We start from the raw sequence: 24,168 nt of genomic DNA on the forward strand, positions 1-24,168 counted from the left end.
CGCTATTATAAGGTCCACCAACCGATCACCGGCCATGGCGACGCGCCCGGCATCTCCACCACCCGCCCGATCCCCGCATGGGCGTGAATGAACCCCGCCCCCGTCCCGATCATCAGGTGCAGCTGCAACGGCCCCGGCCGCACCAGCGCCAGGTCGCCCGGCTGCTCTTGCGCCACCGGCCGCAATCCCGCCGCGCGCAGCCATTGCTCCGCCCGCCCAACGTCCCCGCTCCGCAACCCATAGGCGCAATGCGCTGTCCGCCCCATCGCCAGCGCCGCCAGCCCGACGCAATCCAGCCCCGCACGACTGCGCCCATGCAGCCGGAACGGCACCCCGACCAACGCCCGCGCCCGCGCCACCACGCCGCTCATGCGCCGGGATAGCGGGTCAGCAAATCCATCCCCGGCAGATAAGGCTCCCCGCGAAAATTGACCGCGTTGCCAAACCGCGCCGCACAGGTCGCCAATTGCCGGTCACACCCCTGCGTCAACAACGCCAATGCCCCGGCCGCCACCGCAAAAGCCGGCGGATCGGCCAGCGTCACACCATCCACGCCATTATCGATCACCGCCTGCACCAACCCGGCATTGGCCCCGGTCAACCAGCGCAACGTCCCGAAGGCGTAGACGCCCGCCGTCAGCCCACCGACCGCCACATTCACATTCTCCACAGCGCTCACTGTCACGATCCGCCGACGCCCCGCCATATCGACCCGGCACGCCCCATCGCCCAACCTTGCCCGGCAATCGGGCGAAGTCGACGGCGCCACCGGCCCGCTCAGCACCGCCGCCGCGCCCAGCAGTTCCGCCGTAAACGCCCCGCCCTTGCGCGCCACCGCGCCGATCTCGCCCCGCGCCAGCATCAGCCACAGCGCGCCCGGTTCCTCCCCCAAAGCCTCCCATTGCGTCAGCCGCAATTCCAGCGCCGCCCCGTCCCAGCGCCCGGCCATCAGGTCCGCCTCGCCGATCGCGTCGCTCGACAGCGCACCCGCCACATCGCTGTCCTCGCCGTCCAGCCCGATGCCGCTGCGCACCGCCGACGGCGTCATCCCCGGCGCGGCGCGATAGGTCAGCCCGCCGATGTCCAGATCCCGATCATGGCTGGTCAGCCCGATCGTCACCCCGTCCCGCCGCTCGATCCGCCAGCAAAAGGCCAGCGTATTGAGCGGCTGCGCCAGCCTTTCCCCATCACTCATTATAACACCGCTCATTCCCGTATCTCCACCAGCGGCACCGACGGCGCTTCCCCGGCGGCAAAGGTCGCCCGGTTGATGTCCAGCCGATCCTCGGCAAAGCGCACCGGCACATCGAACCGATAACCGGCGCTCAGCACCACGCCCGCGCCCGGCGCATCGTCGAACGCGATCATGCCCAGCCCCGCATGGCTCCACCCCTCGGTCATCTCGACCCCGTCGGCCGCCACCCTGATGCTTCCCGCCACCGGCCGGGTGATGATCCGCACCTGCGCCTCCTCGCCCGCGCCATAATAGCGCATCAACTGGAACGTCGCCCGCACCCCATCGCCAATCCCTAGCCGCTGGTCGATCGGCGAAGGCGCTACCCCCGGCGCGCCGCTGCGGTCGTCATAAGGGTCGGTGAAACGGAACCCGCGCGCTGCGCCCCTGCGCGCGCGAAAAAAGGCGATCAGCGTCGCAATATCCGCCTCGGATCGTACCCCAGGCCCGGCGTCGAAGGACAGGCGCGCATCGGCCCAGTCGCTGCTGCGCCGCTCATGCCCGGATGGGCTTTCCACGATCTGCGTCGAAAACGCCGGCGACAGGCTCGCCTCCCGCCCGATAGCAATCGGGAAGATAATATCGTCAAAGGCTTGCATATCATCCTCCCCATCGATGCTGAAGCAGGTGAAGCCGTCGCGAGACACCTGCGGCAGCGCCCAGACGAACGTCTGCGCCGTCCCCCGCGCCACCGAAGCCTGCGCCGCCGCGGCAATCTCCCGCCATTGCCCCGCCTGTTCGGGCAACAGCACAAAGCCCGAAAAATAATGCTGCTCTGCAATCGGATAGCCCAGCCGCGCCGTCGCCAACTCCACGCCCCGCGCTGTCAACCCCGGCCGCCCCTCGGTCACCCAGTCATAATCTTCCAGTTGCAGCACGTCGAAAGCGGGCGCTGCCCACCCCACCGGCATGTTGGCCCGCTTGGCGTCGGGCGCGCGCGCGTCCAATATGGTTGGCAGATAGGCCAGCAAATGCGTCACCGCCCCCGGCGCGACCATCTTCACCGCCGCGCATAACGCCGCCGTAGACGCAGCCAGCAAAGCCCCCGCCGCATCCAGCAACGCACATTGCGCGCCGTCCAGTGCGCCCCGCACATCCGCGATCGACACCGGACTGCCACCCAACGCCGCCCGCGCCGCATCATCGTACAAGCAGATGCGACCGTCCCCCGGCATCACCCACCACCAGGGTTCCCCAACCTGAAACAGGATCGGCAACCCCGCCTCCAACCCCATGGAAACAAAGGCACCAGCCACCTGCTGCAAATAGCCCATCGCCCCGCCATGGGCGGGCGACAGCAGGGTCGATGGCGGCACCCATCCGGTCAATGCCGGATCGCCATTTTCCGCCCGCTGCTTCCAGTCGTTCCAGCAATGCGCGTCGAACAATTCATAGGACAGCGACCAGATGATGCCGAACCCCAATGCCTTGGCCCGCGCCGCAAAATTCCGTTGCCACGCTGCGCACGGCGCATTGAGCACCCCGCCCGTCAAACTGACGTAAAGTCCCTCGCCCACTCGTTCGAGCCGGAAATAATGGCTCATGCCCACATAATGATTGATCGCCCCACGATAACCCAGCGCCTGGATCGCCCCCACCACCCGCTCCGGCGTCTGGTTGAAACAATCGTCATAGCCGGTCGCCATGGACAGCCCATGTTCGGGCAGCATGACGTCACCGATCGTCAGCATCGACCCCGCCCCGTTACAGGCGATCTCGCTCAGTTCCGCCCATCCTTCGACCGCCGCGGCAAAAGGCGTGTCGCCTTCATCATAATCCGGCGGCACCAGCGAAATGAACATCCGGTCGACATCGCCCGCCCACACCGGATCATCATCCTCCGGCAGATCATAGCCACCCGTCAGAGCCGAAAAATCCAGTGTAATGACAGCATCTTCCGGCACGCCATTGGCATAGTTCCACAACCGCACATACCAGGCGCGCGGATGGCCGTCCTGATCCCGCCCCTCGATCGTCAGCGTCGGTCCGTGGGTTTCGTCCAGCTTCCGCACGCCTCCGCTGCGCCATCGAAACGACAGCACGCAATCCCGAAAATCCCGATCCGTGTCATAGGCGAGCAGAGGATGGCTCCACTGGTCCGCCGCGTCCCAGATCAGCCCCGCCAGATCGCCCGACCCGTAAAAGACCCCATCCACCCGCAATGCGTCGGGCGCGCTCGTCACCACGCTCGCCATCATCGGCCGCGGGAAATTGACGGTCCAGTGCGTCACGGCAAAGCGCTTGATCCAGTGCGTCTCCTGCCCCCGCCGCGCATCCGCCAGCCAGTAATCGATCCTGCCCATCAGCCCAGCGCCCCCTTCACCGCCCGCGCCACCTGCCGCGCGCTGCGCGCCAGCAACCGCGGCTCGCTCTCCCCGCCGCGCCCCGTCACGGCGATGCTCACCCGCACGTCGCGCCCGCCGCCGCCATTTGCCACGACCTGCCCGCTGCTGGTGGGCACGAACATTTCCGGCCCGCGCTCGCCGACCATATAGGCCCGCCCCGGCGTCACCGGCCCGCCCGTCGCCCGCCCCGGCAGTCCTAGCGCCGACGTCAGCAACGACGCGCCCAGGCTCGCCAGCCCACCTGCCCCGCCACCACCGCCACCCACGGCCGACCGCAAAGCGCTGGCCGCGATCTCGTCCAGCACGCTGACGGCGATCCGGCGCAGATCCTCGAACCCGAACTTGCCGGTCCGCACCGCGCGCATCAGCCCCTGCTCGATCCGCCGCCCGGCCCGATCCGCGCCATCGCCCAGCGGCCCTTCCAGCCCCGCCCGCATCGCCTCGACATCGCGGCTCAGCCCCTGCGTATCGGCCCGCACTCGCACAACCAGCGTCTCGATTTCCTCGTCCACCAGCGCCTCCTCATAAAAACAAACCTTCTCCCCAAGGGGGAGAAGGATACGAAGCCTTGCCCCGGCGAAGGCCGGGGTTAGGCCCAGTTGGAAGAGGGGGACTCCACGCCAGACCTAATCCGGCATCACCCCCATCAACCGCGCCAACTCACCCCCATCCACGCCATCCCCCGGCGCATCCTCCCCCCGCGCGGCGCGCAGCACCGCCGCCAGTTCCGCCGGGGTCGCGCGCCAGAACTCGTCGGGCCGCCAACCCAGCAGCCACCCGGCCACCCCCGCCAGCCGCCCCGCGGCATCCGAAAACCGCGTCACTTCCCCGCCAATATCTGCTGCAAAATCGCTTTCAGCACTGGCGTCACCTTCGCCAGCCCGACCGCGACCACCGCCTCGCCCAGCGCCTCCCGGCTCACCGCCTCGCGATCGACCAGGCAATGCCAGAACAAAGCCACCAGATCGGCCAGCGACAATTTCCCGTCCGCCGCCCGCTCGACCAGATCGAACAGCGGCCCCAATTCCGCCTCCGCCGCCACCAGCGCGGCGAAACTCGGCCGCAGCGCCAGCACCTCCCCACCCAGGGCCAACGCCGCCTCGCCCCGCACGTCGTTCGCCCCGGTCATTCGCTCACCACCGCGCCGGAGCTTTCCAGGCTCAGCGCATAATTGCGCTCGCCATTATAGTCCCCGGCATAGTCCAGCCGCGTGACCAGAAATCGCCCGCGCATCCGCTCGCCACTCTCGAAGCTCAGCTCATAATCCGCGATCGTGCCCGACAGCGCATGGTTGCGGATGCGCACCTCTGCCGCAGAGCCGGTGAACAGCCCCGCCGCCGATACGCTGACCGATCGCACCCCCGCCCCCGACAGCAATTCGCGCCAGCCGCCCGAATCCTTGCTGGTGATGTTCACCGCCTCGCCATTCACCGACAGCTGCGTGGTCCGCATCCCGGCCACCGTCGCATATGTTGCAGGCATGTTTCCGTCGCTCACTTTGAGCAGAAACGCACTTCCCTTTTCGACGCCCATGGCGCATCCTCCAGCCAAGCGATCCCGACGCCGGCAGCACCCTGCTACCGCCCGGAAAATCGCGAAAAAATAAAAGACTCGGATGGCATTCGACCATCCGGTCGCAGCGTGGACACGCCGCCATCGACGTGAAGACGCCGCTATGGAGAGGTTTCTATGATTGTTGCCGCCGCACTTATGATGATGCTGGCCACCGCCCCGTCCGCCCCCAACTCAGCCGACGCGGTCGGCACCGGTCGCAAGGAATTTTCCAAATGCCTCAGCGCACAGGTCCAGCCCGCGCTGGAAAAGAAATTGCCGGTCGGTGATTTTCAGTCTGGCATGAGGAAGGCCTGCGCCGACAAGGAAGCCGCCTTCCGCGCCGCGATCGTCGCCCAGAACAAGGCCGACAAGATGGCCGACGCCGCCGCCAACAGCGGCGCCGACGAACAGATCGCCGAATATGTCGACAAGATCACCAGCGAATATGAGGAAAGCAGCCAGTCGGGCTGACCCTCAAAACCCAAAGTCATCCCCGCGCAGGCGGGGATCCATCTCCTGACCTAACAGCTTGGCCAAACGTCTTATAGGCTTGCGCCTGGCCTATAAAAAACGGTGTTCCCGCGCAGGCGGGAACCTAGCCCCTCCAAGTGCGGCAACGCCCATCCTTGCGGCATCGCCCCCCTCATTCCCGCACCACCCGCAACCGATAATCGATCACCGCCCGCCACCCCACAGCCGCGCCCGCGCCATCCCGCGCCACCCGCGACCGCACCAGCCGCGCGGTGACGATCCGCCACCCATCGCGCGCCTGCGCCTGACAGATCGCCGGATCGATCCGCGCGATCATCCCCGCCAGCCGCGCCGGCGTCTCGTCCGCGCTGCGCAGGCCGATGGTCAGCCGTACCTCGCGCCCCTCGACATCCTTCCCGCCCCAGTCCGCGCCGATACACTCGCCGACATGGCCATAGGGCGCGCTCGCCCGCCCAGGCTCGCCGTCATACAGGCCGTTCAGCCCGTCCATCAGCGCCCCGTCCGCGCGCAATGCCGCGATCACCGCTGCCCGCGCCGCCACTTCCGCGCTCATAACCCGTCCCTCCCCGCCGCCCGCAATCCCAGCTCGCGCCACCAGCGCCCCGCCAGCCCCGGCGCGGACGCCCGCACCGCCTCGCCCTCGATCGTCGCCGCCACCCCGGCCGCCTCCAGCGCCGCGACGATCCGCGACCGCCGCCGCGCCGCCTGCGCCTCGACCAGCGCCACCAGCCCCGCCCTCACGCCAGCCGCATCCGCCGGAACGGCCGCCACAGCGCGCTCACCACGGCGGGCGGCGCGCTTTCGCCGCCCCGCGCCACGAAATGCTCCGCCGCCAGCCGCACGATCCCCTGGCGCAGCGCTTCGGGCAGGCCGTTCAGTTCGGCCGCCAGCCCCGCCTGGTATCGCACCGCCAGCCGCCGCCCGTCGCCCGCGCGGGTCGACCGCACCCATCCGTCGCCCGCCGCATCGATGTCGATCGCATAGGCGTCGACCGGCAGCATCTCTGCCACCCCGTCGGCATCCACCGCCTCGACCGCCTCGATCGCCGCCACCGGCCGCGTCGACAGTCTCTGCCAGCCGCCGTCGCCCGCCACCGTCTCGCGCGCCGCCCGCGCGATCAGCCATTGGCCGATAAATTGCTCGCACAGCGCCGCCGCGCTGCGCAGCAACCCGGCCAGCACGGCGTCCTCCGCGCCCGTCTCGATCCGCAAATAGGCTTTCAGTTCCGCCAACGATGCCGCCAGCGCCCCGCTTTCGCTCTCTTCCACCATCGTTCAGCGCTCCTCCACCCGCATCGTCACCGACCGCTCGTCCACCTGCCCGTCGGACAAGGTGACGCGGTTGGTCAGCCGATAGACGTGCCCGACCACACCCCCGTTCAGCCGCACGCTGCTGCGTTGCGCTTGAAAGGCTTCCGCCTCCGCCACCAGCCCGCCCGTCTCGACCGGGCTCACCGTCCACAGGCTGGCGACCAGGCTCTGCCCGGCCAGATAGGCGGACCAGTCGATCGCATGATCCACCCGTGCCTGGGGGTCTTTGACATATAGGTTCATCGGACCTTGCTCCCCTCATCCCCATCGGGCCGCATCGCCCACTCGCGCGCGGCCACCCGCGCGCCCTGTCCCGGCCGGACGCCCCAGCCCCATGGTCCCGGCCAGGTCGCCGACCGCACATCCGCCAGCGGTCGCCCGCCGATCGCCTCACCCGCCAACATGGTCGCCTCCCGTTTCCAGCGCATCCAGACGCGCCGCCAGCGCCGCGATCGCGCGCCGCTGCCACAGCGCTTCCAGCACGAAACATTCGTCGTAACGCAGCCCCCAACGGTCACCGGCCGCGCGGGCCGGCCGCACGATCGCGCCGTCCTCCCCGCTCAGTTCCGGCTCCGCATCCCAACGGTCATGGCACAGCAATCCCCACCGGACCGCCGCTCCTTCGCCCAGTCGTCCGTCGATCGCCTCGCGCACCTGTTGCGCCACCAGCCCCAGATGCCATCGCGCCGCATCGCCCTTGTCCACCACCGCATCGGCAAAGCGATAGCGCTGCCACGCAACCGCGCCCCAGGCATCGATCAACGCGGTATCGACCGATCCCAGGTCGCATTTGGCGCGCGCATCGGACGTGTTGATCGTGCCGGTCGCCGCATAGATGGTCGACCATCGGTTGGTGGACAGCCCAAAACTGCTGCTATTGTCGATACTGGGATAGATGATGCCGACATGATCGATGACGACACGTTCGACCAGCGCGCTGCTCGCCGCATTGGTCTCGCTCTTCATCAGAAAAGCCAGGCCCATCTGATCGACGTCCGTGCCGGTATGCTTGCCTGCGATCAATGCGCCGCGCCGTCCGGTCCCCTTGCGGCCAAAGGCGATGCCAGCGGCATAATCGCCCATCGCCGCGGTTCCCAGCCCCGACGCATTGAGGAACAGGCTGCCCAGCGCGCCCGATGAGGCGGGCGTCCCCAGGTCGATCGCCACCGTCGAAATCGCTTGCAGGATGGGCGATGCGGCCATCGCGGAAAAATAGGGCGTCGCAATATCGCCGCCCGTAATCGCCACCGCGCTCGCCGCCTGCGTCGCCATGCTACCCAGGCCGCTTATGTCCGTGCTGGGGATGGTCGCGCTCGCACTCATCGCCGCCGCGCCATTGCCCTTCACATATCCGGTCAGGCTCGCCGCCCCGCTCCCGCCGCGCGCCACCGGCAACTGCCCCGACCAACCGACGGTGATCGACGCGGCGTTCAGCAACGCGCTCGCCGCGCCGCCGCCCAGCGTCAGCGTGACATTGCTATCGTTCGTTCTGGTCAGCGCGCTCCCGGTCGGAAACGTCGCCAGCGCCCCGTCGCCGCGCAGATATTGCGCGCTGGTCCCGCCGGGCGCAAAGGCATGGCTGTGCGTCCCCGCCGCCACGCCGTTCGTCGATCCCAGTGTGACGCTGGACGGCGTGCCCAGCGTCACGCTGCCCGCCGCGCCGATCGTCGCGAACGCCATGCCGCTGCCGGCCGACACGGCGGTCACCGTCCCATTGGTGGAGGATGTGCCCGCGCCGATATAGGATCGGAACGCCGCACCATTGGCCAGCGTCAGCGCCCCGCGTCCGAACCCGCTCGTCGCCAGCGCCGCGATCGCGCTCAATTCACCGTTCGCCGCCTGCTTGCCCGCCAGCGCCGCCTCCAGCCCGGCGACCTCGTTCAGCCCATGACCATGCGCGTTGACCTGCGCCACCCAGCCCGCATGCAGCGCCAGCCCGACATGCTTCTCGCCCGCAACGAAATCCACCGCGCCGCCGCCTGCCGAAGACGCTTGCGGCGTGCGCAGCAACCGGCCCTCGCCATCGAGTCCGCCCGTCCCCGCCTCCCATTGGCCAAGATCGGCTACCCCCTGAATGACATAGGGAAAGGTCGCACCAGGACCAAGCGCCGCGGCAAAGCCCCGATAGCCCGGCAATGGACCGCCCAGCACCAACGGCCCGTCGCCCCCTGCATGGCACGTCTCGCGCACCAGGTCCGCCATCTCCAGTTCCGTGATCGCCACGCCCACCCCCTCACAAAAAAAGGGGGAGCGCAAGGACGCTCCCCCCAAAACCTTCTCCCCCAGGGGGAGAAGGATACGAAGCCTTGGCAGCGTGCTGCCTAGGCGCAGTTGGAAGAGGGGGAAGACGCAGCCTCCCCCACCCTTAAGAAGCCGCGAACTTCATCAGTTTGATCGCCTCGCTGTTCGCCACAGCCCCGCCGATCCGCTTGACGGCGTAGAAATGCACGAACGGCTTGTTGCTGAACGGATCGCGCAGGATGCTCGTTTCGCTGCGTTCGCCGATCACATAACCGGCCTGGAAATTGCCGAAGGCGATCGACAGGCTGTTCGCGGCGATATCGGGCATGTCCTCCGCCTCGACCACCGGATAGCCGAGCAAGGTCGCGGGCTGTCCGCCCACCAGGCCCGGCTGCCAGATGAACGCGCCGTCGGTCGTCTTCATCTTGCGGATCACCGCCAGCGTGGCGCTGTTCATGACGAAGCTTGCCCCCTGGCGGTATGGCGCGCGCAGGCTCTGGACCAGGTCGACCAGCTTGTCCTGCGGGTTCGTGGCAAAGGCGCCCGCCGCGCCCGACGCCAGATATTGCAGCGAACCGAAGGCGCGCACGCTGTCCGCCTCATTGGTCGTCGTATAGGTCAGGAAGCCCTTTGGCTTGTTGGTCCCGTTGCCGTTGACGAAGGCCGCGCCCTCCGCCACCGCAAACTCCCGCGCGATCTCGCTCGCCAGCCAGGCTTCGACATCGAACTGCGCATCGTCCAGCATCGCCTGGCTGGCCGCCGGATTGGCGAACAGCTCGCCGCTGGGCGGTGCGATCTCGTTGAACACCGGCGTTCCCGTCTCGGCCCGCGCGCCCGTCTCGCTGGCCCAACCCGACACAATGCCGCCCGCGCTCACCAGCTTGCGATAGCCCGCCGTCCCGGTGCGCACCACATTGGCGATTCCCCGGATCGGCGAAATCGCTTTCAGCGTCGCGCCGATCAACTGGTCGATCTCGCGCGGCACCGCAAAGCCGCCCGCCGCCGAAGTCGCCCCGGAAAAGCTTTTCAGCTCGACCCCGGCTTCATGCCCCTGCCGCAGATAGCGATCCACGAAATTTGCGCGCGCCGGGTCCACCGCGCCGCCCTTCACGCCATCCAGCGCCGGCCGCTGGGCGGCCAGCAAAGCCCCCTTCAACGCAGCAATCTCCCCCTCCAACCCATCGATCCGCTCCCCCTGCACCACCGCATCGCACCGCGCTTCCAATGCGTCCGTCACCTGATCCGTCATGCCCGTCTCCACAAAAAAGGGCGGCCCAAACGGACCGCCCATATTCTCCTCGCCCCTTGGGGGAGAGGATACGAAGTCTAGGCGGCATAGCCGCCTAGACGCAGTTGGAGAGGGGAGCCGCGCCCTTGCCGCTGCTCAACCCTTTGCCCATAAAGCCATCATGTCCCTGACCCTCGCCACCGATGGCGCCCAGCACATCCCCGCCGCGCTCGACGCCGACTCCTTGGCCACCATCGAAGCCGCGCTTGCGCCCCAACCCACCGATCGCGCCGGGCTGCGTCTCGCCAGCCTGCCGGTGCTCTCTGTCATGCTAAGCCCCGCCGGCACGATCGGCCGCCACGCCGCCACCCTGCTGGGCGACGCCGCGCGCCCGGTCCGCGCCATCCTCTTCGACAAAAGCGCCACGACCAACTGGGCGCTCGGCTGGCATCAGGATCGCACGATCGCGGTGCGACAGCGGATCGAAACGCCTGGCTTTGCTCCCTGGACCGTCAAGTCCGGCATTCAGCATGTCGCTCCCCCGCAATCGCTGCTCGACCGGATGCTGACCCTGCGCATCCATCTCGATCCCGTCGATGCGCACAACGCCCCGCTGCTGATCGCCCCTGGCTCGCACCGCCATGGCCGGGTCGCCGAAACCGACGTCGCCGCGCTGGTCGATCGCGGCGGCACCCATGCCTGCCTCGCCGCACGCGGCGACATCTGGCTCTACGCCACCCCGATCCTTCACGCCTCCGAAACCGCGACAGACCCGCGCCACCGCCGCGTCCTGCAACTCGACTATAGCGCCGACCCGCTACCCGGCGGCCTGGAATGGCTGGGCGTCAAGTAACAACCCCTCTCCCCTGGGGGGAGAGGGTGAAGCCCCCTCCACCGCCACCACCCGCGCCAGATCCTGCATTGGGTGCGTCACCAAACTCACCTCCACCAACTCCAGCCCCAACAGTTCGCGCGGCCCCGCCCCCCGCGCCTCCCTCACCCGATATCCGAACGACAGCCCATCCAGCGCCCCGGCCTTGAGCGCCGCCGCCGCCTCGCGCCCGGCCGCGGTGCGCTGCGACACGCGCCCGATCACGCGCAGCCCGCGCGCATCTTCCCGCGCCTTTTCGACGACACCGATCACGCTGCCCGGCCCATGCTGCCACAGCAACGGCACGCCCGCCGCATCGATCGCCCCGAACGCGCCCGCCCGCACCACATCCCCGCCCCGGTCCACCCGGTCGAAAATCGCCGCATAGCCGGCAAAGCGTATGTCGCTTTTCATCCCAATCTCCGTCCTGAGTAGTCCCTGAGCGAAGTCGAAGGGACGTATCGAAGGATCATCCGCGCCGCTGCTTCGATACGAGGCTTCGACAAACTCAGCCTCTACTCAGCACGAACGGACGGTATGTCGGGCCAATGCTATCCGCGCATCAATCCTACCAACCCCACCTTCACCGCAATCCCCAGCACCACCAGCGCCATGACGATCCGCACCGCCCAGCCGATCACCGCCCCACGCGCCGCCTTCTTCGCGTCGCGCCAGGCGGACAGCAATTCGCGCAGCTCGCGCATGTCTCCCTCCGCGTGGCCGTCGGCCAGCCCCAGCCGCTCCAGCGCCCGCCCCGCGCCCAGTTCGCTCGCCTCCTCGATCAGCGCGCGGATCATCACCATGTCCGCCCCGCCCGGCACCCCTTCCGCCTGCGCCACCAGCCGCGCCAGCATGTCACCATCCTGTTTCATCCATCCCGCCTTCCCATGGGGACCGCCCATGCCTATTGGGGCGCGCATGAAACGCACGCCGCGCAAAATCCTGATCCTGCTCGTCCTGGCCGCGCTCGGCGCCGCCGCCTGGCAATTCGGCCTGTTCCGCGCCGGCGACTGCCTGATCCAGGGCGGCCGCTGGAACAACGACACCGGCGTCTGCCGCCTCGACAGCCTGGCCCGCCCGTCATGAAGACGCTTATCCTGACCGTCTGCCTCGTCATGTTCGCCGCCGCTGTCTGCCTGTGGCGCAGCGACTGGCTCGCCCAGGACAGTTGCCTGGATGCGGGCGGTCGCTGGTCCGAAGCGACGGCCGCCTGCCAGCCCTAACCGATCCCCAGCATCGCCTTCTTCTCGTCCGCCGAGAGGAAATCCGCCCCCGCCACCCGCTCCCAAAGCGCCGCCCGCTCGTCCGACAACGCAGGCACCGCATCCAGGTCCGCTTCGATCCCCAGCCCCGGCCACCAATCGCCCAGCCCCTGCGCCAACGCCCCGCACATCTTCGCCACCAGCGGCAAAATCGCCTGCCGCCACAATGCCTTGTTCGCCTCGCGATAATTGGCGTAGCTATTGTCGCCGGGCAGCCCCATCAGCATCGGCGGCACCCCGAACGCCAGCGCAATCTCCCGCGCCGCCGCCGCCTTCAGCCCTACAAAATCCATCTCCGCCGGGGTCAGGCTCATCGCCTTCCAGCTCAGCCCCCCTTCCAGCAGCATCGGCCGTCCCGCGTTCGCGGCACCGGCAAAGGCCACCTCCATCTCGCGCTTCACCCGCTCGAACTGGTCGGGCGACAGCACCGATCCGTCGCCCGGATCATAGACCATCGCCCCGCTCGGCCGCGCCGCATTGTCGAGCAGCGCCTTGTTCCACACGCTCGCCGCGTTGTGGATCGCCACCGCCCCCGCCGCCGCACCGACACAGCCCAGCCCATAATGATCGTCCAGCGGATGCAGTGCCTTGATGTGCAGCATATTGGTCCGCCCCGCGCCATCTTCGGGCGTCAGCCGGGTCACGATCTCCCCCACCCGATACAGATAGGCCGCCGGCCAGCCCCGCGCATCCGCCTCCACGCTCACCCGTTCGGGCCGCAGCGCGAACAGCTCGGCCGGCATCCCGTCCGCCCCGGCGATCACCTGCACATAGGCATTGCCATGCAGCAGCAGGTGGCAGGCCAGCGTCTCGACCAGCCCCTGCCCCGCCGACGCCCGTCCGACCAGCGCCAGCACACGGGCCGCATCCTCGACCCCGCGCACTTTCAAGGCACAGGCCCCCGCCCCCTCCGACACCAGCCGCATCGCCCGCTGCGCGATCGGATTGCCCATCACCCCGGCGCGCAACTGCGCCTCATAACTGGCCGGCCACTCGCCCAGCGCCACCGCGCCCGATCCCCAGGCGCGCGCCAGCACCGGCCGCGCATCCACCGACCCCACAGCACCAAGCGCCGCTTTCGTCCCGAACCATTTCATGGATTTTTACCCTTTCCGCATCATAGATCGAACGCGATCCGATAAAGGAGCCAGATCAATGTTCACCGTCGCGCTTTTCTTGTCAGGTGGAGCCATTCCCATTCATCTGCCTTAGGCAAATGCGCCCATTCCGCTTGCCCGTGCCACATTGGCGGATCGCGATATTGCTGGCTTGGCTCCGGCCGACAGCGGTCAGGCAACGCTGGCACTGGCTCTGTCTCATACAGGCAACGACATCCAATGCCGCGTGACGAGCGCCACTGGCAGCCCTTCAATCGGTGCAGCCAGTTGTCGGCTTGTCACGGCAAAATTGCGTGCGATGGCCGCTATGAAGCGCGCCGATGGCAGCAGCCCAATAGCTGGTAAAATGATCGTTCTATGGCAAACAAAGATTCAGGCGGCGGCAGTCACCAGCGATTATGGCGGCGCCACACCTCTCAATATGGAATATTGGATCACGAACGCGGATCTCGCACCTGTCGGGCAGGACAGCATGTCCTATACTATCGACATCTCACCTCTAGGTCTTGCGACGGCTTGTCACGTATCCAAAGCCTCCAGCGACGAAAAGCTCGATGCCAGGGTTTGCAAAGCCATTTTGCGCCAAGCTAGATTCCTTCCTGCGCTAGACAAAAATAAAACGCCCGTGTCCACCAGGGGCACGGGCGTCATAAAATGGCAGCAGCCCTGATAGGGGCGGGTCTATCGATTGCGCGCCAACACCCGGTCACACACGCTGTTCGTGCCTTCACTCTTGCCGATCACGCGCCCCGCCAGCGCACCCGCGCCAGCGCCCAGCAACGTCTCGCCCAAACTGCCACCGGCCAGCAAACCGACGCCCGCGCCACCGGCCGCACCGATCACCGTGCCCTTGTCGCGGCCCTGTTTGCCCTTGAGCAGGCAATAGCGCACATCGTCACGGTCACGCGGCACCGCGCGCGCCACCCGCGCCCGATCCTTGCTGTTCAGGCTGGCCGCCAGCACCGGCGACGCCGCCACCGACAGGCCGACAACCGCCGCCAACATTCTGGCCATCTTCATCGCACTTACTCCATCCGATCATCCGATCATCCGATGGCGCCGAAACGAGCCGCCCCGACCGCCGGTTCCCCAACGGCCGGGCCGCAGCCGACCTCAATCCACGCGCGACACGAAATCCGCGACCGGCCGCCGCACCTTCTTCAGGTTGACCAACCAGTCGCCTTCCTCGGCGCGATAGCCCACCGGCATCATCACCACCGATCGCAGCCCGCGCGCGCGCAGATCAAGGATCGCGTCCAGCGCGTCGGGATCGAACCCTTCCATCGGCGTCGCATCGACTTCCTCGAACGCCGCGGCGGTCAGGGCGATGCCCAGCCCGACATAGGCCTGCCGCGCGGCATGTTCGAAATTGGTCTGCGCGTCGCGCTGCGGATAGCTGGCCAGCAACTGCTGGCGATACGCTTCCCAGCCCTCATTCTTGAAACCGCGCTCGTCATTGACCAGGTCGAACATATGGTTGATCCGCTCGGGCGTATAATTGTCCCACGCGGCAAAGACGATCAGGTGCGATGCATCCACGACCTGCGCCTGGTCCCAGGCGATCGCCCTGATCTTCTCGCGCACATCTGCGTTGGTGACGACGATCACCTCGAACTGCTGCAACCCGCTCGACGTCGGCGCCAGCCGCACCGCTTCCAATATGCGCTCCAGCGTATCTTCCGGCACCGCCTTGTCCGGATTCATCTTCTTGGTGGCATAGCGCCAGTTCAGCCGGTCGATCAGCATAAAGCAAAGTCCTCATCCATGAAGCCGCGCCAGCCTAAGCCCGACGCATGACGCCCTGATGTAGAGCCTCCCGCCCGAAAATAAAGGTATCACATCAAAACTGATAAAATCGCGATCCAGACAGGAGCGGGCAGCAGTCCGCGAACGACCAGTTTTTGCCTTCAAAACATGGTGTGCCTTTGTCCGGAAGCGGCCGTTTCCCTCATCGTCACCCCAGCGAAGGCTGGGGTCTCAGGCGGTCACGAGATAACGTCTGAAATATCGCGCCAACCTGGATTCCTCTCTTCGACAAGCCGGATTTTCCATTCCCGCTTCCAGGCTTTCAGCGCCTTCTCGCGGGCAATGGCGCGCATGATGTCATCATGTGGCTCGACCAGAACCAAGCGGGTCAGCCCGTATTTTTTGCAAAAAGCCGAACCAGTGCCGTTTCGATCTTGTTCGGCGCGTGCTGCAATGTCGGCTGTGACGCCGATATAGAGAACACCCCTCGGCTTGTTGGTCATGATGTAGGTGTAGCCGCCTCGCGCCATATCTTACCGTAGCGCGTCAACGCCTGAGACCCCAGCCTTCGCTGGGGTGACGGTGGATTTTATGACTGCTCTACAACAATTGCTCCTGTAAACCCGCCAGTCTGCTTCCCACCCAAATCCGTCCTTCCCGCGCAGGCGGGAATCCATCTCCCAACCTCTCAACAAAGCCAAAAGGCGACAGAAGTATCCCCGCCTGCCCAGGCATGACGATATAGCGACACCGTATCCCTCATCCCTCACATCCCCCGCACCCGCGCCTCGCCCCGTTTCCCCAGCATCAATTCGGTGAGCGCCCACACCAGCGCATCGGCCCGATCGGGCGACCGCCCCGGCCCGACATAGCCACCCCCTGCGATCAACCCGCACATCTCGTCCTCCAGCGCCGGGAAAGCGCCGCGGTGCATCACCCGCCCGGCCTCATAAAGCGCCGCAACCGGCTCGGCCCGCGCCACCTTGCCCCGGCTCGCATGGACCAGCTTAACCGGCATCGCCGCTTCCGCCGCGCGCAACACGCTTTCCACCATCGCACCGCCATTATTCGCCTCGGCCACCACCCGGTCCGCATCATGGACCAAAGCCGCCGCCGCAACCGCCCGCGCCCAGCCTTCGGGCGACTGGCCCGCGACACTCGCATCAGCGATCACATAAGCGCGCCCGTCGCCACCAACCCCCGCCACCACGATGCCGCAGGCGTCCCCGCCCGCCGACGCCGGCGGATCGACCGCAACCACCACCCGGCTGAGCGCGCCCGGCACATGCGCGACCCGGCACCGCTCGACTAGCAAGCGCGTCCACAAAGCGCCCTCCACCTCCTCGATCAGTTCGCCGTCCAGTTCCTGCCGCCCCAGCCGCGTGCCGCCATAGCTGGCCGTCATGGCGTCAACAAAGCCGTCGGCCAGATGCGCGACATTCTCCGCCGTCCGCCCCCGCGTCACCACGACATCCGCGCCATCCCGCGCCACCAGCGCACGCACCAGCGGCACCGGCCGCGGCGTGGTCGTCGCCAGCACCCGCGGCGCGTCCCCCAGCCGCAACCCCATCATCAGATTATGCCACGCCGCCTCGCCGCCCGCCCATTTCGCGATTTCGTCGGCCCAGCCATGGCTGAATTGCGGCCCGCGCAGCCCCTCCGGCTCGGCCGCGCCGAACAGGCTCGCCACCGCGCCATTGGGCCAGGTCAGCTTGCGCAGCGCAGGCGCATAGGCGGGCCGGTTCCACCAGGGCGCGATCGCCAGCAGGCCCGACGCCCCCTCCACCATCACGCTGCGCGCCTCGCCCAGCGTCGCGCCGACCAGCGCGATCCGCGCCTGCGGATCGGCCTCGGCGATCCCGCGCACCCATTCCGCCCCGGCCCGCGTCTTGCCAAAGCCGCGCCCCGCCATCATCAGCCAGATGCGCCAGTCGCCCGGCGGCGGCAATTGCGCCGGCCGCGCCAGATACAGCCATTCCCGCTCCAGCCGCTCGGCCGACGCCCCGTCCAGCCGCTTCAATATCGCCGCCCTGGCGCGCCGATCGTCGCCGGCCAGAAAAACCTGATCCGAAACCTCCATCGCGCTCCCCCAAAATCCCCGCCCCTATTCGCGCAGAGGCGCAGAGAGCGCAGAGACAAAAAAAGCCGCCCGAAGGCGGCCTGAAAAATCTCTTCTCACATCTTCGCAAGGCAGCGCCATTCTCCCGACAGCGCCACATTCTCCGCGCCCTCTGCGCCTCTGCGCGCAAAAATCTCCGTGCCTCCGCGCGACCCTCTCTACTTACGCGGCGCCATCCCACCGAACGTCACCAAACTCTCCGCCCCATCCTTGGCCACCGCCGCCACGCCGATGAAATGATCGTCCACCACGATATCCTTCAACACCGTCTCGGTCGCGCCCGTCACCATCCGGCTATCCGTCCAATCCTGCGCATCGGCCCGCCGCCAATAGAGCTTATAGCCCGCCGCACCCGGCACCGCGTCCCAAAACACCCGCGTATCCATCGACAACGCCCCGTCCAGCGACACGCTCGCCGGCGCGGCCGGCGCATCCGCCAGTTGCCGCAGCGCCGCGACGTTCAGCGCCGTCACCTTCGCCAGATAGGGGAAATCCATCCCCACGACGGTATCGCCATAGACCCGGCCACCCTCGGTCCGCAGATCCTGATGCTGCCGGTCGTAATTCTCGATCCCCACCGAAAAGCGCACCGCGGGAAAGCCCAGGTCCAGAAAGGGCGAATGATCCCCGCCGCGCCCGAAGCGATCGAAGCGCCGCACCGCGAACACATCCAGCCCGATCTGCGGATTACCCTCCGCAATCCCGTCGATCTTTTTCGCCAGCGCCCGCGAAGGCCCATCATCCTCGCCGCCGATCGCCCGCCGCGTCGCGCTCGCCTTGGCGTCGTCGCCCGCGCGTATCCCTTCGGAAAAGACCCGCACCCGATCCGCCACGACATGCCCGTTTTGCCCGATCGTGTTCCCGACAATATCATTGTTCAGCATCGCCCGCACCTGCCAGCCGCGCGCCTTGGCCGTCGCCGCCAGCAACTTGCCGCCCCACAGCCCCTGCTCCTCGCCCGACAAGAGCGCGTAGACGATCGTCCCGTCGAATTTCTCCCCCGCCAGCACCCGCGCCGCCTCGATCACCAGCGCGGTGCCCGACGCATTGTCGTTCGCGCCCGGCGCATCGCTCGTCACATTCATGACGTCGGTCACCCGGCTGTCGATATGCCCGGCGACGATCACGACCTGGTTTGGCCCAACCTCTGTCCAGCCGGTCCCCTTCTGAATCGCCAGCACATCGACCACCTCGACCCCATCGGGCGCGCGCGGCCCGGTAAAACGATCCGCGATCGTCTCCACCGTCAAACAGCCGCCACAACCCTTGGCGATCTTCGCAAATTCCGCCGCCCCCCACCGCCGTGCCGCGCCAATGCCGCGCTTCGGATCAGTCGCCGACGACAAAGTATGGCGCGTGCCAAAGCTGACCAGCTTTTCGACCGTCGCCTTCATCCGCCCCGGATCGGGCGCCCGGCTCGTCGGGTAGGTCTGGGCGGATGCCAGCATGGGAAACACAGCGGCGGCGGCGGTCAGGAGGATCATCTTTGTCATGCCCCCTGGTCTACCGCCTGTTGCACATCTGTAAAGCGTCCCGCGAAATTCTCGCACCCGCACAATAAACACCCCTATAGATCAAATATTTACCGCCTTGACGATAGACCCCGCCCGATTGCACCAGTGCATCCTCAGTTCGGGGGCGAACTGAGTCTTTATACGTGGGGGTTTTATACACATGAAGTTCGTCGCCAGCGCCCTTGTGGGCGTGATCGCCTGCGCCTGCGCGCCATCCGTCCTTGCCCAGGTCATAACCACGCCTGCCGCGCCGGTCGCCACCATCGTTGCTTCGCCCGGCGGCAACATCCTGCGCGCCGGTATGCAAATCCCGCTCAAAATGTCCGAAGCGCTGACGACCGAGGGCAAGACGCTGCGCATCGGCCAGCGCGTCCAACTCGAAGTCGCCGAAACCGTATCGCTGAACGGCCAGACCGTGATCCCGGCCGGCAGTCCGGTCACCGGCGAAATCACCGACGTCCGCAACAAGGGCATGTGGGGCAAGTCCGGCCGCATCACCGGCCGTATCCTCTACGTCCGCGCCAATGGCAATCAGATCCGCCTGACCGGCAGCTTCGATGACAAGGGCACCACCGGCACCGCCGGCGTCGTCGCCGCCATCGCCTTCGTGCCGATCGCCGGTTTCATCACCACCGGCACCAGCGCCCGCATCCCGCTCGGCACGCCCGTCACTGCCTTCCTCGACGAAGATGTCAGCGTCGCCTTCGCCGCCGCCGCGCCTGCTGCTGTTCCCGTCGCAACGCCCGCCATCGCTCCAGCGATCGCAACCCCGGTCGCGACCAAGACCTCGCTGGTCGACCCGTCGCTGGAGATCAAGGCGAACTAAAGGCGCTCACTACGAAAAAGAATAACGTGCTCCCGCGCAGGCGGGAGCCCAGTTCGACCGTCTCGACTGGGCTCCCGGCTGCGTGGCAGCATCATCATCGACGGGCCTTGTCGAAGCGCAGGCCAACCATCCCTCCCCGGCACCCTCAATGCGTCCGGCTCGTCACCTTCGCCGTGCCGTCGCTCAATATCTGGATCAGATGCGCGCTGCCATTGTCGCATTGCGCCTTCCATCCGCGCACGCCAGGGCTGATCTCGGCCCGGTCCGATCCGGTCACGCTGGGACACGCCGCCCCGCTCGCGCGGATCGCTTTCTCGAACACGCCATTGCGCAATCCCTCGTCCAGCTTCGACACCGCCGCCGTCGCCCCGGTTTCCGGTTCCTGGCGGTTGTCAGCCATCACCGGATCGCCGCCGTTATCGCCGCAAGCGGCCAGCGCGCAGGACAGCGTACAGACCAGCCCCAGAACCATCAACCGCCGCATCGCCATTCCCTTCATCGCTCCGATCATGCGCCATCATGTGCGCCCGCGCGCCCGGCAAAGCAATCCATGCAAAAAGGCTCCTCCTGCACGCAGGAAGAGCCTCTTTGTCATTCCACCGAAATGGGGCCGATCACTCTTCCCCATTATCCTTCACGCCCACGGTCGGAACCTCGATCGTTTCCTTCTTGGTGCCGACCACGACCGCCTTGGAATCGACATCGACCTTGGGCAGGTCGCCGCCCTTGACGCTCACTTCAGGCATGTCGCCGCCGCTCACATCGGCTTTCCAAAATCCGGTGGCGAACAGCACGCCGACCAGGGCCAGGGCCACGATCAGGATGATCGCGATCGTGCGACCAGCGCCGCTTTTCTTCACGACGACGCGATCGCCATAGGGGTCGTTCCGCACTTCAACCATGTTGCTCTCCTGCACATTTTCTGCGCCATCGAACGGGCCTGGAAACGCTTTGTTCCGGTTGAGAAACACTCGCAACAGGATAACCAGCCAAAATTCGACCCATGGTCAAAGACTTGTGTCCGCGGTCAAAAAGGTCGGAGCCCGACAGTGGGGACGGTTAGGCCGGGCTCCATCTTCCATAACGGCCCCGTCCGCATCCCATTGATTAGACGTTGGTCGAACGCGGACCTCTTTCGGCTCGCGCCCCATCATGTCTCCACCGCGACCCGCCTTCGCCCGATCGCGCCCAGCACATCCTCCACCCGCGCGATCGCGTCCGGGCTGTCGGGCCGCCCGGCCGTCCCCTGCCCGGCCTCGGCCCGCCGCCTGTCCACCCGGTCGCGGTGCAACGTCAACAGCCGCAGCGCCACGGTCAGGTTGCGCGTCCGCTTGACCTTGCGTCCTTTCACCGCGCCCTCGCCATCCAGCGTCAATTCCTCGACCTCGCTTCCGAACAGCACCTCGCGCATCAGCAGCGCCTCGATCTCGGCATAGCCCACGTCCAGCGCCTCTTCCCACGCGCGGGCGAACCCCGCATCGCTCTGCCGCCGGCGATAGGCGCTCGCCCGGCACATGCCCGCTTCCCGCGCCGCCTCGCTGGCATTGCATGTCTCGGCCAGCGTCTCCAGAAACCGCCGCTCCTTGACCCTGGTCCAGCCGTCCTTGCGCGCTTTGCCCTTCTGCGCCCGCGCCGTCCCGCACACGCCCATTCGCTGCCGCCGCGCCACCAGCCCCGTCCGCTGCACCGCCCGCGCGCCCGTCTTTGCGCCGTTCTCCGCCGCCATGCCCGCTCCCCCCGTCGCCATGCCCCGCCACGCAAAAGGGGCCGATCCTTTCGGACCAGCCCCTTCATTCTCGCCGCCTTGGCGACTCACATTTTTCCACTGTGCCAATCTCTGCCAGATCAGCGTGACGATGTCAAGAATAATGTTCCAGATAGGTTATTTTTGTATCATCGCCTGAACCGTCGCCGCTTCCAGCGCCATCGCATCAGCCACGCTCGGCCGCGCCTTCACTTGCTCCAGCCAGGCCGCTGTTTTGGGCCAGCAATCCGCCGTCAGCCCATCCGAACAATAGCCGACATTGATGATCGGGCACGCCGCCGCCAGGTCCGCCAGGGTGAAGCGATCCTCCACCAGCCAGCCACTTTGCGGCAGCACATCCTCCAGATAATCATAGATGCCCGGCATCTCATCGGTCTCGGCCACATCCGCCGCGCCCAGGTCCGGTTCGCGCTTCAGTGCCCTGGCGACCACACGGTTGAAGAAGATCTTCTGCCCGATCGGCTGCACCACCGTATCGCCAAACTCTTCATACCATATGGTCCGCGCCCGCGCTTTCGGTTCCGCCGGGATCATCTCCTGGCCGGGGCGCAAAGCATCCATATAGGTGATGATCGCGGTCGAATCGCACAGCAGGAAATCGCCATCCTCCAGCGCCGGAATCTTGCCAAAGGGCGACCCCTTCATATAGCCCTCCGCGCCCCGGCCGAACCCGGCCGTCTGCACCTCGATCGCGATCCCCTTCTCCGCGGCGAACACGATCACCTTGCGCACAAAGGGTGACGGCCGTGCGCCATGAATGATCAAATCGTCTCTCCTCCTGTCATCGGGTCGGTCGCGGCGATCATGCCAATTCAGTATTTAATTGCAACTTTTTCTTGCGCCGCCTGCCCCAGGAACGGCGCGATCACGCCCATCACCCGCGCCACCGTCTCCGCCTTCTCGCCCACCGGCGCGACATAGTCGATCACATCCCGCGCCGCATCCTGCCCGGCCCCCAACGCAATCGCCCAGGCGCTCAGATAATGCGCTGCCATGCACCCGCCCGCGGTCGCCACCGGCCCATGCGCCACGAACGGCGCATCGATCACCCGCACCCCCGCTTCGATCACCCAGGGCTTGCTCGTGCTGTCGGTGCAGGCGGGCAGGTCACCGATCAGCCCCAGTTTCGCCAGGATCAGTGCGCCCGAACATTGCGCGCCGATGATCTGCCGGCCCGGCTCCAGCGCGATCCGCGCCATCAGTTTCGTATCCGAAACGACATCGCGGGTCCGCACGCCGCTACCGATCAGCACGATATCGGCCGCACCCGCAAATTCCAGCGGCTGCTGCACATCGACCCGCACCCCGTTCATCGACGTGACGGACTCGCCCGGCCCGCAGATCTCCGCGCGCCAGCCCGGCACCCGGTTCAGCAGCGCCAACGCCACGAAACTGTCCAGTTCGTTGAAACCGTCGAACGTCAAAACCGCAACCCGCATCGCCGCCTCCCATTCCCCACAACCTCGTCATCCCCGCGAAGGCGGGGACCCATCTCCAGCCGTTGCGACCGATCGAGAGGTCGAGAGATGGATTCCCGCCTGCGCGGGAATGACGAAAATTTAGAGCTGCCGCATCTAATCGGTTCCGCGCCTATCCGCGCGATCCGCTCGCGCGCAATTGGCACCGTTCAGAATTGCGGCCCGGCGACCCCCGGCGCGAGAGGCTTGGGCTGAGGTATCGAGCCAGACCCGGCGTCATATCCAGGCCCAGGCTCGGCCCCGGCGCTGCTCCCCGGCCTCGCCCCGCCCGGCACCATAGTCCGGGTATAGTCGATCCGTATCCGCACCCAACTGCCCACCATCGCCTTGCCATTGACCCGCGGCGGCCGCACCAAAAACTGCCAGGCCGCCAGCCGCACCGCCTTTGCAAAACCCGACCCCAGCGGCGCCTCGCCCAGCGTCTGACAATTTTCGACATGATAATGGTCGATCGTCTTGCACGCCACCAGGCCATAGCCCTGCGCGGGCGCATTATTGGGAAGGTAGGACGACAATTCCGCATGGGTCGGCCGCCGATACCATTCCGCCTCGAACAACTGGACCCCTCCCGGTCCTTCGCCCGGCCCGGCCACCGCCGCGCTGTCGCCCTTGCCCTGTCCCGCGCCCTGCGCGCCCTTGGGCAGGTTGCCGATATCGGCCGACGCCATCTGCTCGCGGCTGAGCGTCAGGAAGGGGAAGGGCGATGGCGGCTGCTCCGCGGGCTTCTCGACCGGGATCGGCGGGCGCACCACCGGATCGGCCTGCTTCTGCGGCGCGGCATTATTCTCTTCGCGCTTTTCCGCTTTCTCGGCCTTGGCCTGTTGCTGCTCGGTCTGCTTCCCCGTCTCCACGTCGAACGTCACCGGCAACCGGTCGTCCTGCTTGGGCGGCTCCATGTTCGGCGACAAAGTGAACAGCGCGAGCAGCATCAACAGGTTCAGCACCAGCGCGAACGCCATGCCGCCTGCGCGCTGCCGCACCTTGTCCCACGGAATCGCGGAAACCCGGAAAATGGAATGCAATATCAAACGCGCCGACCAAAAGGACTCTATGGGATAAGTCCAT

General features: G+C 66.9%; 34 protein-coding genes. 6 read left to right on the top strand and 28 right to left on the bottom strand.

Annotation, left to right across the window (positions count from 1 at the left end; translation table 11 throughout):
• Positions 1–5: 5 nt before the first annotated feature.
• The 7 genes from HHL08_RS07095 to HHL08_RS07125 form a co-directional block, all read right to left on the bottom strand.
• The gene (locus HHL08_RS07095; protein WP_206377763.1) at positions 6–371 is read right to left on the bottom strand and encodes an NlpC/P60 family protein; all 366 of its coding nucleotides are present in this window, start codon (positions 369–371) and stop codon (positions 6–8) included.
• Positions 368–1,195, bottom strand: a complete 828-nt coding sequence (locus HHL08_RS07100; RefSeq protein ID WP_169572273.1) for a DUF2163 domain-containing protein — start codon at positions 1,193–1,195, stop codon at positions 368–370. The genes HHL08_RS07095 and HHL08_RS07100 overlap by 4 nt, the downstream gene beginning before the upstream one ends.
• Before the next feature lie 11 nt (positions 1,196–1,206).
• The gene (locus HHL08_RS07105; protein WP_169571858.1) at positions 1,207–3,537 is read right to left on the bottom strand and encodes a DUF2460 domain-containing protein; all 2,331 of its coding nucleotides are present in this window, start codon (positions 3,535–3,537) and stop codon (positions 1,207–1,209) included.
• Positions 3,537–4,091 carry a tail tape measure protein gene (locus HHL08_RS07110; protein ID WP_169571860.1) on the bottom strand — a complete coding sequence of 185 codons (555 nt, stop codon included), beginning with the start codon at positions 4,089–4,091 and terminating at the stop codon, positions 3,537–3,539. Before HHL08_RS07110 ends, HHL08_RS07105 begins: the two co-directional genes overlap by 1 nt.
• A 114-nt stretch (positions 4,092–4,205) precedes the next feature.
• Positions 4,206–4,403: a phage tail assembly chaperone gene (locus HHL08_RS07115; protein WP_169571861.1), complete on the bottom strand. Its 198-nt coding sequence runs from the start codon at positions 4,401–4,403 to the stop codon at positions 4,206–4,208.
• A complete protein-coding gene (locus HHL08_RS07120) occupies positions 4,400–4,708 on the bottom strand; it encodes a gene transfer agent family protein (RefSeq protein ID WP_169571863.1) in 309 nt (102 codons plus the stop codon). Before HHL08_RS07120 ends, HHL08_RS07115 begins: the two co-directional genes overlap by 4 nt.
• Positions 4,705–5,112: a phage major tail protein, TP901-1 family gene (locus tag HHL08_RS07125; RefSeq protein WP_169571865.1), complete on the bottom strand. Its 408-nt coding sequence runs from the start codon at positions 5,110–5,112 to the stop codon at positions 4,705–4,707. Before HHL08_RS07125 ends, HHL08_RS07120 begins: the two co-directional genes overlap by 4 nt.
• A gap of 156 nt (positions 5,113–5,268) precedes the next feature.
• Between HHL08_RS07125 and HHL08_RS07130 the strand changes: the two genes are divergently transcribed.
• Positions 5,269–5,604: a hypothetical protein gene (locus HHL08_RS07130; protein WP_169571867.1), complete on the top strand. Its 336-nt coding sequence runs from the start codon at positions 5,269–5,271 to the stop codon at positions 5,602–5,604.
• 172 nt (positions 5,605–5,776) lie between these two features.
• Here HHL08_RS07130 and gp17 read toward each other — a convergent pair whose 3' ends face one another.
• The 7 genes from gp17 to HHL08_RS07165 all read right to left on the bottom strand — a co-directional run bounded on the left by gp17 (position 5,777) and on the right by HHL08_RS07165 (position 10,425).
• Positions 5,777–6,178, bottom strand: coding sequence for a tail completion protein gp17 (gene gp17, locus HHL08_RS07135; RefSeq protein WP_169571868.1), 402 nt, complete (start codon positions 6,176–6,178; stop codon positions 5,777–5,779).
• Positions 6,175–6,366 (bottom strand): hypothetical protein, encoded by a 192-nt coding sequence (locus HHL08_RS07140; RefSeq protein WP_169571870.1) that lies wholly within the window; start codon positions 6,364–6,366, stop codon positions 6,175–6,177. Before HHL08_RS07140 ends, gp17 begins: the two co-directional genes overlap by 4 nt.
• Positions 6,363–6,896, bottom strand: coding sequence for a head-tail connector protein (locus HHL08_RS07145; RefSeq protein ID WP_169571872.1), 534 nt, complete (start codon positions 6,894–6,896; stop codon positions 6,363–6,365). The genes HHL08_RS07140 and HHL08_RS07145 overlap by 4 nt, the downstream gene beginning before the upstream one ends.
• A gap of 3 nt (positions 6,897–6,899) precedes the next feature.
• Positions 6,900–7,178, bottom strand: a complete 279-nt coding sequence (locus HHL08_RS07150; protein WP_169571874.1) for a phage fiber-tail adaptor protein — start codon at positions 7,176–7,178, stop codon at positions 6,900–6,902.
• Positions 7,175–7,339: a hypothetical protein gene (locus tag HHL08_RS07155; RefSeq protein WP_169571876.1), complete on the bottom strand. Its 165-nt coding sequence runs from the start codon at positions 7,337–7,339 to the stop codon at positions 7,175–7,177. The genes HHL08_RS07150 and HHL08_RS07155 overlap by 4 nt, the downstream gene beginning before the upstream one ends.
• Complete coding sequence (locus HHL08_RS26105) at positions 7,326–9,158, bottom strand: tail fiber domain-containing protein (RefSeq protein ID WP_169571878.1); 1,833 nt, start codon at positions 9,156–9,158, stop codon at positions 7,326–7,328. The genes HHL08_RS07155 and HHL08_RS26105 overlap by 14 nt, the downstream gene beginning before the upstream one ends.
• A gap of 142 nt (positions 9,159–9,300) precedes the next feature.
• On the bottom strand, positions 9,301–10,425 hold the full coding sequence (locus HHL08_RS07165; protein WP_169571880.1) for a phage major capsid protein: 1,125 nt from the start codon (positions 10,423–10,425) through the stop codon (positions 9,301–9,303).
• Between the two features lie 160 nt (positions 10,426–10,585).
• Here HHL08_RS07165 and HHL08_RS07170 point away from each other — a divergent pair, with 160 nt between their 5' ends.
• Positions 10,586–11,257, top strand: coding sequence for a phytanoyl-CoA dioxygenase family protein (locus tag HHL08_RS07170; protein WP_169571882.1), 672 nt, complete (start codon positions 10,586–10,588; stop codon positions 11,255–11,257).
• Here the strand turns inward: HHL08_RS07170 and HHL08_RS07175 are convergent.
• Positions 11,222–11,689 carry an HK97 family phage prohead protease gene (locus tag HHL08_RS07175; protein ID WP_169571884.1) on the bottom strand — a complete coding sequence of 156 codons (468 nt, stop codon included), beginning with the start codon at positions 11,687–11,689 and terminating at the stop codon, positions 11,222–11,224. The genes HHL08_RS07170 and HHL08_RS07175 overlap by 36 nt on opposite strands.
• Positions 11,690–11,826: 137 nt before the next feature.
• Positions 11,827–12,147, bottom strand: coding sequence for a DUF6127 family protein (locus HHL08_RS07180; RefSeq protein WP_169571886.1), 321 nt, complete (start codon positions 12,145–12,147; stop codon positions 11,827–11,829).
• 46 nt (positions 12,148–12,193) lie between these two features.
• Here HHL08_RS07180 and HHL08_RS07185 point away from each other — a divergent pair, with 46 nt between their 5' ends.
• Together HHL08_RS07185 and HHL08_RS07190 are read left to right on the top strand one after the other, a co-directional pair.
• Complete coding sequence (locus tag HHL08_RS07185) at positions 12,194–12,361, top strand: hypothetical protein (RefSeq protein ID WP_169571888.1); 168 nt, start codon at positions 12,194–12,196, stop codon at positions 12,359–12,361.
• Entirely contained in the window at positions 12,358–12,498 is a 141-nt protein-coding gene (locus HHL08_RS07190) for a hypothetical protein (protein ID WP_169571890.1), read from the top strand. Before HHL08_RS07185 ends, HHL08_RS07190 begins: the two co-directional genes overlap by 4 nt.
• Here the strand turns inward: HHL08_RS07190 and HHL08_RS07195 are convergent.
• Entirely contained in the window at positions 12,495–13,634 is a 1,140-nt protein-coding gene (locus HHL08_RS07195) for a phage portal protein (RefSeq protein WP_169571892.1), read from the bottom strand. The genes HHL08_RS07190 and HHL08_RS07195 overlap by 4 nt on opposite strands.
• A 148-nt stretch (positions 13,635–13,782) precedes the next feature.
• Here HHL08_RS07195 and HHL08_RS07200 point away from each other — a divergent pair, with 148 nt between their 5' ends.
• Positions 13,783–14,325 carry an energy transducer TonB gene (locus tag HHL08_RS07200; RefSeq protein WP_169571893.1) on the top strand — a complete coding sequence of 181 codons (543 nt, stop codon included), beginning with the start codon at positions 13,783–13,785 and terminating at the stop codon, positions 14,323–14,325.
• 11 nt (positions 14,326–14,336) lie between these two features.
• Here the strand turns inward: HHL08_RS07200 and HHL08_RS07205 are convergent, their stop codons facing one another.
• From HHL08_RS07205 to HHL08_RS07225, 5 genes are all read right to left on the bottom strand, one after another.
• Positions 14,337–14,675, bottom strand: coding sequence for a hypothetical protein (locus HHL08_RS07205; RefSeq protein WP_169571895.1), 339 nt, complete (start codon positions 14,673–14,675; stop codon positions 14,337–14,339).
• A 93-nt stretch (positions 14,676–14,768) separates the two neighbouring features.
• Positions 14,769–15,401 (bottom strand): NAD(P)H-dependent oxidoreductase, encoded by a 633-nt coding sequence (locus HHL08_RS07210; RefSeq protein ID WP_169571897.1) that lies wholly within the window; start codon positions 15,399–15,401, stop codon positions 14,769–14,771.
• Positions 15,402–15,640: 239 nt separating this feature from the next.
• Positions 15,641–15,931, bottom strand: coding sequence for a GIY-YIG nuclease family protein (locus HHL08_RS07215; protein ID WP_169571899.1), 291 nt, complete (start codon positions 15,929–15,931; stop codon positions 15,641–15,643).
• Between the two features lie 236 nt (positions 15,932–16,167).
• The gene (locus tag HHL08_RS07220; protein ID WP_169571901.1) at positions 16,168–17,481 is read right to left on the bottom strand and encodes a DNA-packaging protein; all 1,314 of its coding nucleotides are present in this window, start codon (positions 17,479–17,481) and stop codon (positions 16,168–16,170) included.
• A gap of 197 nt (positions 17,482–17,678) precedes the next feature.
• On the bottom strand, positions 17,679–19,013 hold the full coding sequence (locus HHL08_RS07225; protein WP_169571902.1) for a M28 family peptidase: 1,335 nt from the start codon (positions 19,011–19,013) through the stop codon (positions 17,679–17,681).
• Positions 19,014–19,194: 181 nt separating this feature from the next.
• On the opposite strand from HHL08_RS07225, the gene HHL08_RS07230 reads away from it, so the two are divergent.
• A complete protein-coding gene (locus HHL08_RS07230; protein WP_169571904.1) occupies positions 19,195–19,860 on the top strand; it encodes a hypothetical protein in 666 nt (221 codons plus the stop codon).
• 145 nt (positions 19,861–20,005) lie between these two features.
• Here HHL08_RS07230 and HHL08_RS07235 read toward each other — a convergent pair whose 3' ends face one another.
• From HHL08_RS07235 to HHL08_RS07260, 6 genes are all read right to left on the bottom strand, one after another.
• The gene (locus HHL08_RS07235) at positions 20,006–20,344 is read right to left on the bottom strand and encodes a hypothetical protein (protein WP_169572277.1); all 339 of its coding nucleotides are present in this window, start codon (positions 20,342–20,344) and stop codon (positions 20,006–20,008) included.
• Between the two features lie 130 nt (positions 20,345–20,474).
• Positions 20,475–20,762 (bottom strand): hypothetical protein, encoded by a 288-nt coding sequence (locus HHL08_RS07240; RefSeq protein ID WP_169571906.1) that lies wholly within the window; start codon positions 20,760–20,762, stop codon positions 20,475–20,477.
• A 248-nt stretch (positions 20,763–21,010) separates the two neighbouring features.
• Positions 21,011–21,607, bottom strand: coding sequence for a hypothetical protein (locus tag HHL08_RS07245; RefSeq protein WP_235954972.1), 597 nt, complete (start codon positions 21,605–21,607; stop codon positions 21,011–21,013).
• Positions 21,608–21,742: 135 nt separating this feature from the next.
• A complete protein-coding gene (locus HHL08_RS07250; protein ID WP_169571908.1) occupies positions 21,743–22,390 on the bottom strand; it encodes a glutathione S-transferase family protein in 648 nt (215 codons plus the stop codon).
• Between the two features lie 47 nt (positions 22,391–22,437).
• A complete protein-coding gene (locus tag HHL08_RS07255; protein ID WP_169571910.1) occupies positions 22,438–23,064 on the bottom strand; it encodes a DJ-1/PfpI family protein in 627 nt (208 codons plus the stop codon).
• Between the two features lie 188 nt (positions 23,065–23,252).
• Positions 23,253–24,062, bottom strand: a complete 810-nt coding sequence (locus tag HHL08_RS07260) for a hypothetical protein (protein ID WP_235954983.1) — start codon at positions 24,060–24,062, stop codon at positions 23,253–23,255.
• Positions 24,063–24,168: the final 106 nt, after the last annotated feature.

Source organism: Sphingobium psychrophilum (assembly GCF_012927105.1).
Taxonomy (GTDB): Bacteria; Pseudomonadota; Alphaproteobacteria; order Sphingomonadales; family Sphingomonadaceae; genus Sphingobium; species Sphingobium psychrophilum.

Excerpts from the sequence above, each read along its gene's own strand:
- HHL08_RS07095 (WP_206377763.1), bottom strand. The coding sequence starts at position 371 with ATGAGCGGCGTGGTGGCGCGGGCGCGGGCGTTGGTCGGGGTGCCGTTC.
- HHL08_RS07100 (WP_169572273.1), bottom strand. The coding sequence starts at position 1,195 with ATGAGTGATGGGGAAAGGCTGGCGCAGCCGCTCAATACGCTGGCCTTT.
- HHL08_RS07105 (WP_169571858.1), bottom strand. The coding sequence starts at position 3,537 with ATGGGCAGGATCGATTACTGGCTGGCGGATGCGCGGCGGGGGCAGGAG.
- HHL08_RS07120 (WP_169571863.1), bottom strand. The coding sequence starts at position 4,708 with ATGACCGGGGCGAACGACGTGCGGGGCGAGGCGGCGTTGGCCCTGGGT.
- HHL08_RS07125 (WP_169571865.1), bottom strand. The coding sequence starts at position 5,112 with ATGGGCGTCGAAAAGGGAAGTGCGTTTCTGCTCAAAGTGAGCGACGGA.
- HHL08_RS07130 (WP_169571867.1), top strand. The coding sequence starts at position 5,269 with ATGATTGTTGCCGCCGCACTTATGATGATGCTGGCCACCGCCCCGTCC.
- gp17 (WP_169571868.1), bottom strand. The coding sequence starts at position 6,178 with ATGAGCGCGGAAGTGGCGGCGCGGGCAGCGGTGATCGCGGCATTGCGC.
- HHL08_RS07145 (WP_169571872.1), bottom strand. The coding sequence starts at position 6,896 with ATGGTGGAAGAGAGCGAAAGCGGGGCGCTGGCGGCATCGTTGGCGGAA.
- HHL08_RS07150 (WP_169571874.1), bottom strand. The coding sequence starts at position 7,178 with ATGAACCTATATGTCAAAGACCCCCAGGCACGGGTGGATCATGCGATC.
- HHL08_RS07155 (WP_169571876.1), bottom strand. The coding sequence starts at position 7,339 with ATGTTGGCGGGTGAGGCGATCGGCGGGCGACCGCTGGCGGATGTGCGG.
- HHL08_RS07165 (WP_169571880.1), bottom strand. The coding sequence starts at position 10,425 with ATGACGGATCAGGTGACGGACGCATTGGAAGCGCGGTGCGATGCGGTG.
- HHL08_RS07170 (WP_169571882.1), top strand. The coding sequence starts at position 10,586 with ATGTCCCTGACCCTCGCCACCGATGGCGCCCAGCACATCCCCGCCGCG.
- HHL08_RS07175 (WP_169571884.1), bottom strand. The coding sequence starts at position 11,689 with ATGAAAAGCGACATACGCTTTGCCGGCTATGCGGCGATTTTCGACCGG.
- HHL08_RS07180 (WP_169571886.1), bottom strand. The coding sequence starts at position 12,147 with ATGAAACAGGATGGTGACATGCTGGCGCGGCTGGTGGCGCAGGCGGAA.
- HHL08_RS07185 (WP_169571888.1), top strand. The coding sequence starts at position 12,194 with ATGAAACGCACGCCGCGCAAAATCCTGATCCTGCTCGTCCTGGCCGCG.
- HHL08_RS07190 (WP_169571890.1), top strand. The coding sequence starts at position 12,358 with ATGAAGACGCTTATCCTGACCGTCTGCCTCGTCATGTTCGCCGCCGCT.
- HHL08_RS07195 (WP_169571892.1), bottom strand. The coding sequence starts at position 13,634 with ATGAAATGGTTCGGGACGAAAGCGGCGCTTGGTGCTGTGGGGTCGGTG.
- HHL08_RS07205 (WP_169571895.1), bottom strand. The coding sequence starts at position 14,675 with ATGAAGATGGCCAGAATGTTGGCGGCGGTTGTCGGCCTGTCGGTGGCG.
- HHL08_RS07210 (WP_169571897.1), bottom strand. The coding sequence starts at position 15,401 with ATGCTGATCGACCGGCTGAACTGGCGCTATGCCACCAAGAAGATGAAT.
- HHL08_RS07215 (WP_169571899.1), bottom strand. The coding sequence starts at position 15,931 with ATGGCGCGAGGCGGCTACACCTACATCATGACCAACAAGCCGAGGGGT.
- HHL08_RS07220 (WP_169571901.1), bottom strand. The coding sequence starts at position 17,481 with ATGGAGGTTTCGGATCAGGTTTTTCTGGCCGGCGACGATCGGCGCGCC.
- HHL08_RS07225 (WP_169571902.1), bottom strand. The coding sequence starts at position 19,013 with ATGACAAAGATGATCCTCCTGACCGCCGCCGCCGCTGTGTTTCCCATG.
- HHL08_RS07230 (WP_169571904.1), top strand. The coding sequence starts at position 19,195 with ATGAAGTTCGTCGCCAGCGCCCTTGTGGGCGTGATCGCCTGCGCCTGC.
- HHL08_RS07235 (WP_169572277.1), bottom strand. The coding sequence starts at position 20,344 with ATGCGGCGGTTGATGGTTCTGGGGCTGGTCTGTACGCTGTCCTGCGCG.
- HHL08_RS07240 (WP_169571906.1), bottom strand. The coding sequence starts at position 20,762 with ATGGTTGAAGTGCGGAACGACCCCTATGGCGATCGCGTCGTCGTGAAG.
- HHL08_RS07245 (WP_235954972.1), bottom strand. The coding sequence starts at position 21,607 with ATGGCGACGGGGGGAGCGGGCATGGCGGCGGAGAACGGCGCAAAGACG.
- HHL08_RS07255 (WP_169571910.1), bottom strand. The coding sequence starts at position 23,064 with ATGCGGGTTGCGGTTTTGACGTTCGACGGTTTCAACGAACTGGACAGT.
- HHL08_RS07260 (WP_235954983.1), bottom strand. The coding sequence starts at position 24,062 with ATGGCGTTCGCGCTGGTGCTGAACCTGTTGATGCTGCTCGCGCTGTTC.